Consider the following 8,228-nt stretch of genomic DNA (forward strand, 5'->3'; position numbering starts at 1 on the left):
CCTCGGCGAGCTTCAGCGTCCGGGCCGCCTCGGGCTCGGCGAGCCCCACCCACCGGGTGGCCGCGGCCCCCGCCCCGGCCAAGCCGGCGACGCCCGCACAGGCGCCCGCTCAGCCGAAGGCCAAGGCCGCCCCCGCCGCCGCGGCGCCCGAGGGCCCGGAGCTGATCACGCTGCGCGGCCCGGCCGCCGCGGTCGCGAAGAACATGAACGCCTCGCTGGAACTGCCGACCGCCACCTCGGTCCGCGCGGTCCCGGTGAAGCTGCTGTTCGACAACCGGATCGTCATCAACAACCACCTGAAGCGCGCCCGGGGCGGGAAGATCTCCTTCACGCACCTGATCGGCTTCGCGATGGTGCAGGCCATCAAGGCCATGCCGGCGATGAACTGGTCGTTCGGCGAGAAGGACGGCAAGCCGACCCTGGTCAAGCCGCCGCACGTCAACCTCGGCCTGGCCATCGACCTGGTCAAGCCGAACGGTGACCGTCAGCTCGTCGTGGCCGCCATCAAGAAGGCCGAGACGCTGAACTTCTTCGAGTTCTGGCAGGCCTACGAGGACATCGTCCGCCGCGCCCGCGACGGCAAGCTGACGATGGACGACTTCACCGGTGTCACGGTCTCCCTGACCAACCCCGGCGGCCTCGGCACCGTGCACTCCGTGCCGCGCCTGATGCCCGGCCAGTCCGTGATCATGGGCGTCGGCTCCATGGACTACCCGGCGGAGTTCCAGGGCACCTCCCAGGACACCCTGAACAAGCTCGGCATCTCGAAGGTCATGACGCTCACGTCGACCTACGACCACCGGGTGATCCAGGGCGCCGCCTCCGGCGAGTTCCTGCGCCAGGTCGCGAACCTGCTGCTCGGCGAGAACGGCTTCTACGACGCCATCTTCGAGGCGCTGCGCATCCCCTACGAGCCGGTCCGCTGGCTCAAGGACATCGACGCCTCGCACGACGACGACGTCACCAAGGCCGCCCGGGTCTTCGAGCTGATCCACTCCTACCGGGTCCGCGGCCACGTCATGGCCGACACCGACCCGCTGGAGTACCGCCAGCGCAAGCACCCCGACCTGGACATCACCGAGCACGGCCTCACCCTGTGGGACCTGGAGCGCGAGTTCGCCGTCGGCGGCTTCGCCGGCAAGTCGATGATGAAGCTGCGCGACATCCTCGGTGTGCTGCGCGACTCGTACTGCCGCACCACCGGCATCGAGTTCATGCACATCCAGGACCCCAAGCAGCGCAAGTGGATCCAGGACCGCGTCGAGCGCCCGCACTCCAAGCCGGAGCGCGAGGAGCAGCTGCGCATCCTGCGCCGCCTGAACGCGGCCGAGGCCTTCGAGACCTTCCTGCAGACGAAGTACGTCGGCCAGAAGCGCTTCTCCCTGGAGGGCGGCGAGTCCGTCATCCCGCTGCTCGACGCGGTGATCGACTCCGCGGCCGAGTCCCGCCTGGACGAGGTCGTCATCGGCATGGCCCACCGCGGCCGCCTGAACGTCCTCGCCAACATCGTCGGCAAGTCGTACGCGCAGATCTTCCGCGAGTTCGAGGGCAACCTCGACCCGAAGTCGATGCACGGCTCCGGCGACGTGAAGTACCACCTGGGCGCCGAGGGCACCTTCACCGGCCTGGACGGCGAGCAGATCAAGGTCTCGCTGGCCGCCAACCCGTCCCACCTGGAGACGGTCGACCCGGTCATCGAGGGCATCGCCCGCGCCAAGCAGGACATCATCAACAAGGGCGGCACGGACTTCACGGTCCTGCCCGTCGCGCTGCACGGCGACGCGGCCTTCGCGGGCCAGGGCGTGGTGGCCGAGACCCTGAACATGTCGCAGCTGCGCGGCTACCGCACCGGCGGCACGGTCCACATCGTCATCAACAACCAGGTCGGCTTCACCGCGGCGCCGGAGTCCTCGCGCTCGTCGATGTACGCCACCGACGTGGCCCGCATGATCGAGGCCCCGATCTTCCACGTGAACGGCGACGACCCGGAGGCCGTGGTGCGCGTCGCGCGTCTGGCCTTCGAGTTCCGCCAGGCGTTCAACAAGGACGTGGTGATCGACCTCATCTGCTACCGCCGCCGCGGTCACAACGAGTCGGACAACCCGGCCTTCACCCAGCCGCTGATGTACGACCTGATCGACAAGAAGCGCTCGGTGCGCAAGCTCTACACCGAGTCCCTCATCGGTCGCGGCGACATCACCCTGGAAGAGGCCGAGCAGGCCCTTCAGGACTACCAGGGCCAGCTCGAGAAGGTCTTCACGGAGGTCCGCGAGGCCGCGTCCCAGCCGGCCGCCGGCCCGGTGTCGGACCCGCAGGCGGACTTCCCCGTCGCCGTGAACACCGCGATCTCCTCGGAGGTCGTCAAGCGGATCGCCGAGTCCCAGGTCAACATCCCGGACACCTTCCACGTCCACCCGCGTCTGCTGCCGCAGCTCCAGCGCCGGGCGACGATGGTCGAGGACGGCACGATCGACTGGGGCATGGGCGAGACGCTCGCGGTCGGCTCCCTCCTGCTGGAGGGCACTCCGGTCCGCCTGTCCGGCCAGGACTCCCAGCGCGGCACCTTCGGCCAGCGCCACGCGGTGCTCATCGACCGCGAGTCGGGCGAGGAGTTCACGCCGCTGATGTACCTCGCCGAGGAGCAGGCGCGCTACAACGTCTACAACTCGCTGCTGTCCGAGTACGCCGTGATGGGCTTCGAGTACGGCTACTCGCTGGCCCGCCCCGACGCGCTGGTCATGTGGGAGGCGCAGTTCGGCGACTTCGTCAACGGCGCCCAGACCGTGGTCGACGAGTACATCTCGGCGGCCGAGCAGAAGTGGGGCCAGACGTCCGGCGTCACCCTCCTCCTGCCGCACGGCTACGAGGGCCAGGGCCCGGACCACTCCTCGGCCCGCGTCGAGCGCTTCCTCCAGCTCTGCGCGCAGAACAACATGACGGTCGCCATGCCGACCCTCCCGTCGAACTACTTCCACCTCCTGCGGTGGCAGGTGCACAACCCGCACCACAAGCCGCTGGTGGTCTTCACCCCGAAGTCGATGCTGCGCCTGAAGGCCGCCGCGTCGAAGACGGAGGAGTTCACCTCGGGTCAGTTCCGCCCCGTCATCGGCGACGCCACCGTGGACCCGGCTGCGGTCCGCAAGGTCGTCTTCGTGGCCGGCAAGCTGTACTACGACCTGGAGGCCGAGCGGGTCAAGCGCGGCGTCACGGACACGGCGATCATCCGCATCGAGCGCCTGTACCCGCTGCCGGGCACCGAGATCCAGGCGGAGGTCAACAAGTACCCGAACGCCGAGAAGTACCTGTGGGCGCAGGAGGAGCCGGCGAACCAGGGTGCCTGGCCGTTCATCGCGCTCAACCTGATCGACCACCTGGACCTGGCGGTCGGCGCCGACATCCCGGCCGGCGAGCGGCTGCGGCGCATCTCGCGCCCGCACGGCTCGTCCCCGGCGGTGGGCTCCGCCAAGCGCCACCAGGCGGAGCAGGAGCAGCTGGTGCGTGAGGTGTTCGAGGCGTGAGCCTCCGGCGGTTCGGCCGCTGATCTCCAAGGGCCCGGTATCGAGTTTCCGCTCGGTGCCGGGCCCTTCGCCTGGCCGGAGGGGTTCTGTGCGTGCGCGGCCGCGGGTGTGTCGTCGCCGTTCGCGCCGTTCCCTGCGCCCCCTCCGGGGGCGCTTCAGCCCAGGTAGGCTTCGAAGTCCCAGTAGGGACGGGTTCGTTGGCGGGCCGAGATGGTGTGGGGGTGCTGGGCGCCGAGGGTGCGGGTGAGGCCCAGGAGGCCGTCCTCCTCCAGCTTTCCGGCCTCCTCCTGTTCGCGTGCCGCCCGCAGGTCGGCGGCGAGCGCCACCTGGCAGGACAGCGTGAGCGGGTGCTGGGGGCCCAGGGTCCGCTGCGATCTGCGCAGCGTCTCCCGGCTCAGCTCCACGGCGTCGGAGATCCGCCCGTTGAAGTTGCGGGCGCTGGCCGCGTTGAGCGCGCAGCCGAGGACCCAGGGGTGCTCGGTGCCCAGGGTGGCGCTGAGTCCGGCGAGCGCCGCCTCGAACATCGCCATCGCCTCGGCACGCTCGCCCGCCGCCTGCATGACGAGACCGGTGTTGGAGAGCATGCCGGTGGCCACGGGGTGGGCCGGGCCGAGCAGGGAGCGGTAGCCGGCCTCGGCCTCGTCGATGAGGTCCCGGGCCTGGCTGAGGTCACCGTGCTCCCGCAGGAAGTTGCCGTAGTTGGTGAGGAACGCCAGGGTGCGGTAGTGCTCGCGGCCGTGCAGCTGTTCGAGCTGTTCCAGCAGGGTCGCCATGGACGGCCCCACCTCCTGCGAGTGGCTGCCCTCCCGGCGGCGGCACATGGCGAGCTGGGCGCGGGCCTCCAGGGTCTGCGGGTGCTGCGGGCCGAGCACCTGCACATGGAGCCGGACCACGGGCTCCTGCCGGACCAGCGCGTCGCGGTAGCGGCCCAGCAGGCGCAGGCCGTGGGTGACGGCGTTGCCCGAGTTCAGGGTGGTGATGTGCCGGGCGCGCAGCACGCTCTCGCGGCGGGCCAGCGTCTCCAGGTCGAGTTCGTACGCCTCGGCGTAGCGGCCGAGCAGGCGCAGGCCGACGCCCAGGTTGTGCCGGGCCACGAGGGTGGGGGGCTCGTCCTGGCCGAGGAGCCGTTCGTTGCCGGCCAGGACCTCGCGCTGGAGGTCGTGGGCCTCGCGGTAGCGGCCCAGGTGGCGCAGACTGGCCGCCATGGCGCTGCGGGTGACGAGCTCACCGAGGGCGTTGGGCTGGGGGGCCGCCCGGAGTTTGTCCAGGGCGGCGTGGTCGAGGTCGTAGGCGTCGCGGAACCTGCCGCTGGCCCGCAGCATGTTGCTCTGCTGGGTGGTCAGGTCCAGTACCGGCTGGGACAGCGGGTCCATGAACTGCGACCAGGCGTCGCGGATCTTGCGGACCAGTTCGAGGCCGCTGTTGTACTCGCCGCTGCGCACGCAGTACCGCAGGCAGTTCAGCAGCAGCTCCTGTACGCGGGGCTGGTTGCTGCCGAGGGCGCCGGAGGGTTCGAGGTGCGGCAGCAGCTCGGCGTAACGGGGCCAGGTCCGGCTGTCCGCCGGGTTGCCGGGGTCGGCCTCGGCGAGCAGGGTGCGCACCGCGCGGCGGTGGCGGGTGCGGTTGTCCTCGCTGGTCAGCTTGGAGACGATGTCGTGGACGAGCCGGTGCATGTGGACCGACTCCTGGTGCGGGCCCATCTCGGCGCCGACCGGTCCGCGCGTCTCCCGGGTCAGCACCGAGTAGTTGACCAGGGTGTCCAGCGCCCGGGTCCAGGCCGGCAGGTCGGTGGCCATCCAGCGCAGTTCCTCGGGGAGTTCGGCGCGCGGGTAGGCCCGGATCAGGCCGAGCGGGATCCGTCCGGGCGCGAACGAGGTGCAGAGGCTGAGCACGTCGATGGCCTGCGGCTGGGCGCCGCGCAGCCGGTTGAGCAGTATCGACCAGGAGGTCAGCGAGGACTGCGGGAAGTCCTCCCCGGAGGCCGGTTCGTCGACGGTGGACAGGCTGCCCTCGCGCACCATGCGCAGGTACTCGGGCACGTCCATGCCGGACTCGCCGAGCCAGGAGGCGGCCTGGACGAGCGGCAGCGGCACGTCGCCGAACTCCTCGGCGACCTCGTTGGCCTCGGTCGCGGTGATGTGGGGCGCGCGGCGCATCAGGTAGGCGGTGGACTCGCTGCGCAGGAAGGTGGGCACCTGCACCACCTCGCTGTGCTCGCTCCAGGCGCGGTTGCGGGAGGTGACGAGGACGTGGCCGCTGCCCTGCGGAAGCAGGGCGTTGACCCCTTCGGTGTCGTCCCAGCCGTCGAAGACCAGCAGCCAGTTGCCGTACGGCTCGCCGCGCCGCAGGGCGTCCCGCACGGCGCGGATGCGCTCGCCGGGCTCCCCGCCGATGGGCAGGCCGAGTTCCACGGCGAGTTCGCCCAGGCGGTCGCGCTGGATGTTGCGGTCGTCGGAGTTGACCCACCACACCAGGTCGTAGTCGGTGCTGAAGCGGTGCGCGTACTCGGCGGCCAGCTGGGTCTTGCCGATGCCGGACATGCCGAGCAGGGTGCAGGCGGCGGCGCCCTGCTCGGCGTCCGCGAGGCGCTGGTGGATGTCGTTGAGCAGGTCGTCGCGCCCGGTGAAGCGCGAGTTGCGGCGCGGGACCTCACCCCAGATGTCGCAGCGGTTGTCGGGGTAGCGGACCCGGCCGGGCAGCGCCTTCGGGACCCGGCGGCGCTCCAGGGCGAGTCGGCCGAGCAGCCGTTCCTCGGCGGCCTCCTCGCTCAGCCCCCACAGGCTGGCCGGCTCCAGCACCGCCGTGGCCGGCAGCAGCGGCCGGTTGGTCAGGTTGACGGCGGCGAAGCGTTCGGCGTGCGCGGCGACGAAGCCGCGCAGGGCGTCGTTCCACTCGCCGGCCGGCCTGGGGCCCAGTTCGAAGAACCAGTCGTTGAGCACGAGCAGGATGCGCCCGCTGGACAGCAGCAGGTCACCGAGGGAGTCCTCCAGGGACGCCTCGCGCGGCGGGTCCCAGCGCTGCAGGGTGGTGCGGTGGCCCTGGCGCTCCAGGCAGTACGCGATCCATGCCGCCCAGGAGCGGTGATACCCGGGGAAGACCACCAGAAAGTGCTCCGGTGCCCCAGGACCGTCTCCGCCCGACCGCCGCTGCTCCGCCATGACCGCTCCCTGTTCCCGCCGCCGTCCCACGCTGGGCGACCGTATGCATAACGTAACGCAACCGAACCTCTACACCGCGTCATGCCGGGTGCCGGGTCAGTGTGCCGAGCCGGGCCAGGTGCCGGTCCATGCCTCGGACGAACTCCCTTCCGGCAGAGGTCAGTTCACTGGAATCGCGCAGGATGGACAAGGCTTCGGCGACCTCGTCCCGATGGGCCTCGAACCGGCCGTGCGCGTGCAGCCGCCACCCCGGGGGCACGGCCGGCCCCGCCCGGGCCCGCCACCACAGGTCCAGCAGCGCCAGATGGGCGTAGGCGCCCTGCAGCACCCCGGACACCGGCCGCGGGTCCGGCCGCCAGGCCACCCGGTGCAGGGTGTCCGCGCCCGGCCGCAGCAACGGGACGGCCTCCGCGAGCGCGGCCAGCTTGGTGTGGTGCGTCTCGTGCACCAGGAGGTCGGCGAGGGCGCCCGCGTCCCGGGGCGGCTCGGCGAGGACCGCGCCGGGGGCGGCACGGCGTGTCGCGCTGATCGGGGGGCCGCCGGCGAGGCCGGGGCGTTCCAGCGGGACGAGGGCGCGCACCGTCGCCCGGGTCTCGGCGGCGCGCTCGGGGTGGGCCGCGGCGAGCAGCGCGTGCGCCGCGCGCCAGAGCCGGCTCCAGCGCTCGTGGTCGACGCGGTCGCGCTCGGCCGCGCGCAGCGCGTCGGGGCCGATCCCGGCGGCCGGCACCCGGTACGGGTCGAGGTCGTCGAGGACCGCGCCGCCCGCCAGCGGGGACAGCGGCGTCCAGGCCGAGGCGGGGCCGCGGGTCCCGGCCGGTCCGGCGGCGGGCCCGCGCAGGGTGCCGAGGCCGGGCAGGTGCAGCGGGTCCGGGGGATCGACGCGCGTCACACCGCGGCGGCAGCCGGCCCGCACGGCCGCGGCGGCGGCCAGTCCGCCGAGGTGGGCCAGGTGCCGCTCGAAGGGCGGCCCCGGCGGCGCCGCGAGTGCTTCGGTCAGCCAGGCGCCGGTCATGGGGTAGTCGACCACCTCGCGGACGGCCTCGGCGTCCGTGCGTTCGGCCGCCTCCAGCAGGGCCCAGTCCCGTTCGAAGCGTCCGCACGCCTCGGGCCGCAGTTCGGCGCGCTGCCGTTCGTAGCGCAGCAGGAGGGCCTTCAGCGTCAGGAGGCGGCGGGCGTGCAGCACGGCACGCAGCGCCGCGGTGCCGTCGGGTGACGGGCGGGTGCCGGCGAGTTCCGTGAGGAGCCCGGGCACGGTCACCGAGGTCATCCGCGGGGTTCCTCGCCGGTGTACGGCTGGACGCAGGCGGCCGAAAACGAATGCCCGGCGGCCTGGCCCGCCACCGGGTCGGGGTCGCTGCCGGAGTACCAGACCTCGTGCAGCCGGTGGGCGGAGGTCAGCACCCGGAGCGCGGCCACGACGAGCTGCCGGTCGTCCGCGGCACGCAAGGTGCGCAGGTCGACGCCGGTGAGGTCGGGCGGGACCCGGCCCCCTTCGACGCCCCGGCCGAGGCCGGCCCCCCGTGTCCTTGGCTCCCCCACCTCGGCTCCTCCC

General features: G+C 72.3%; 4 protein-coding genes. 1 reads left to right on the plus strand and 3 read right to left on the minus strand.

The features are described 5' to 3' along the window. The first annotated feature begins 56 nt into the window (after positions 1–56). Positions 57–3,518, plus strand: coding sequence for a multifunctional oxoglutarate decarboxylase/oxoglutarate dehydrogenase thiamine pyrophosphate-binding subunit/dihydrolipoyllysine-residue succinyltransferase subunit (locus tag V7E45_RS36190; protein WP_443056331.1), 3,462 nt, complete (start codon positions 57–59; stop codon positions 3,516–3,518). Positions 3,519–3,673: 155 nt separating this feature from the next. Here the strand turns inward: V7E45_RS36190 and fxsT are convergent, their stop codons facing one another. From fxsT to V7E45_RS36205, 3 genes are all read right to left on the minus strand, one after another. Further along, the gene (fxsT, locus tag V7E45_RS36195) at positions 3,674–6,676 is read right to left on the minus strand and encodes an FxSxx-COOH system tetratricopeptide repeat protein (protein ID WP_333778519.1); all 3,003 of its coding nucleotides are present in this window, start codon (positions 6,674–6,676) and stop codon (positions 3,674–3,676) included. A gap of 79 nt (positions 6,677–6,755) precedes the next feature. Next, entirely contained in the window at positions 6,756–7,943 is a 1,188-nt protein-coding gene (locus V7E45_RS36200) for an aKG-HExxH-type peptide beta-hydroxylase (RefSeq protein ID WP_333778520.1), read from the minus strand. Then, on the minus strand, positions 7,940–8,228 hold a 289-nt coding region (locus V7E45_RS36205), incomplete at its 5' end, for a hypothetical protein (protein WP_333778521.1). The genes V7E45_RS36205 and V7E45_RS36200, both read right to left, overlap by 4 nt.

It is taken from the genome of Streptomyces sp. IBSBF 3136, assembly GCF_036815105.1.
Lineage (GTDB): Bacteria > Actinomycetota > Actinomycetes > Streptomycetales > Streptomycetaceae > Streptomyces.

Excerpts from the sequence above, each read along its gene's own strand:
- V7E45_RS36200 (WP_333778520.1), bottom strand. The coding sequence starts at position 7,943 with ATGACCTCGGTGACCGTGCCCGGGCTCCTCACGGAACTCGCCGGCACC.
- fxsT (WP_333778519.1), bottom strand. The coding sequence starts at position 6,676 with ATGGCGGAGCAGCGGCGGTCGGGCGGAGACGGTCCTGGGGCACCGGAG.